Consider the following 1,706-nt stretch of genomic DNA (forward strand, 5'->3'; position numbering starts at 1 on the left):
GTATTGAATAATGGCATTGATCTGCTTGTAAGAGAGGTATGGATTGCGCTTTAAATCATCAAACGTTGCTGTATTTATATTTATTGTTTTTAATGGGGCATTACTGATTTCAATCTGATCTTTAATTTCGGCATACTTATTAGAATCTAATCCATAAACTTCGAGAAGCTGCTCTTTCTTGTAAAAACCACCTAAACGTTCACGGTATTTAATAATTCTAAGCGCAAAAGTTCCGCCAATGCCTTTTATCTTATCCAGTTGTGCAGAATCGGCCTTATTAATATCGACGATTACTAAAGTTTTTTTAGCGTATTCTTTTTTATCGAAAGGTGCATATTTTCTTGAGGTATTGATGGGCTGATCGGGTATGTTAACATAGGGCAATATCTTTTTATACATTTCTGGCGAAATGGTATACATTTTCTGAAGATCTTCGGCTTTGTAAAACTTACCGCCCTTAGCGGTATAATTCATAACCGATTGTGCCTGTTTTGCTGATAAACCTAGAGTTTGCCAACCCTGTGCATCTAAAGTATTGGGATTGAATTTGAAAAGTTTAACCGTTTTTTTGGGATTCGAATTTTCAATCCGATCACGAATGGTATGGGCATATACCTGATCTGTTATGGTTATCTTCTGAATTTGTGCTAAAAGATTTGAACCATCATTTGAAAGGGGCCGATAATAGCCATATATAATAGGTGTTGCCTTAATTACAATAATAATAAAGACTAGAAATAGCAATCCATTAAATTCACTTTTGCTAACACCAAAATTTTTGTTGAGCCAAATTCTCATTGATGCGATATGACATGTGTATTATAAATATAAATCTTATTTTTGGAATTGCAAAACAGAACAGGTTTTGCCTATCAACGCCATAAGAATTTTATATGAAGATCATAACTACATCTGAGTTTGCGAAAGCAACAAAGATAGATAAGCTAGGTGTACCAGGTTTAGCGGGTTTGATGATGGAGATCATGAAACTGAACGACATTAATGATGTATTCGCTCAAAATCAACACTTTAAAGGTTTAGAGTTTGTAGATAAGATACTGGAAACCATTGGCGTTTCTATCGAATTTGACGATGATGATTTAAATTGCATTCCGAAAACAGGACCATTTATTGCCATTGCAAACCATCCTTATGGAGGTGTAGAAGGTTTGGCTTTGGTTAAACTTTTATGTACGGTTAGGCCAGATGCCAAGGTGATGGTAAACTTTATTCTGAAAAAAATACCGAACCTTGATGAGTTTTTTGTTGCTGTTAACCCTTTCGAAAACGTTCAACATACATCGAGCATCAGTGGTTTAAAAACTACTTTTGATCTGCTTAGAAACGGGGTTCCGATCGGGATTTTCCCTGCAGGAGAGGTTTCTACCTTTAAGTTGGATGCCCAACAGGTAACCGACAGGATGTGGCATCCTGTTGTTGGAAAACTGATTGCTAAAGCAAAAGTACCCGTTGTACCTATTTATTTTCACGGTAATAACGGGGTTTTCTTTAATATTTTAAGCTTCATCCACCCTACCCTGCGTACTGCAAAGTTACCTTCGGAGTTTTTAAATAAACATGGGCGCACCATTAAGGTACGGATTGGCAAACCAATAGCCGTATCTGAAATTTCGCACATGAACAGCAGCAATAAACTGATGGACTTTTTAAGGGCCCGTACATATGCACTTGGTATTGGCTTAGAT

The 1,706-nt window shown here is 36.4% G+C and carries 2 protein-coding genes; one reads left to right on the forward strand and one right to left on the reverse strand.

Annotated elements, in window-relative coordinates; translation table 11 throughout:
* On the reverse strand, positions 1-798 hold a 798-nt coding region (locus AC1DND_RS27315; protein WP_477585925.1), incomplete at its 3' end, for a helix-hairpin-helix domain-containing protein.
* 95 nt (positions 799-893) lie between these two features.
* Between AC1DND_RS27315 and AC1DND_RS27320 the strand changes: the two genes are divergently transcribed.
* The coding region (locus AC1DND_RS27320; RefSeq protein ID WP_477585927.1) for a lysophospholipid acyltransferase family protein at positions 894-1,706 on the forward strand (813 nt) is incomplete at its 3' end.

It is taken from the genome of Pedobacter sp. 01N416, from assembly GCF_056399685.1.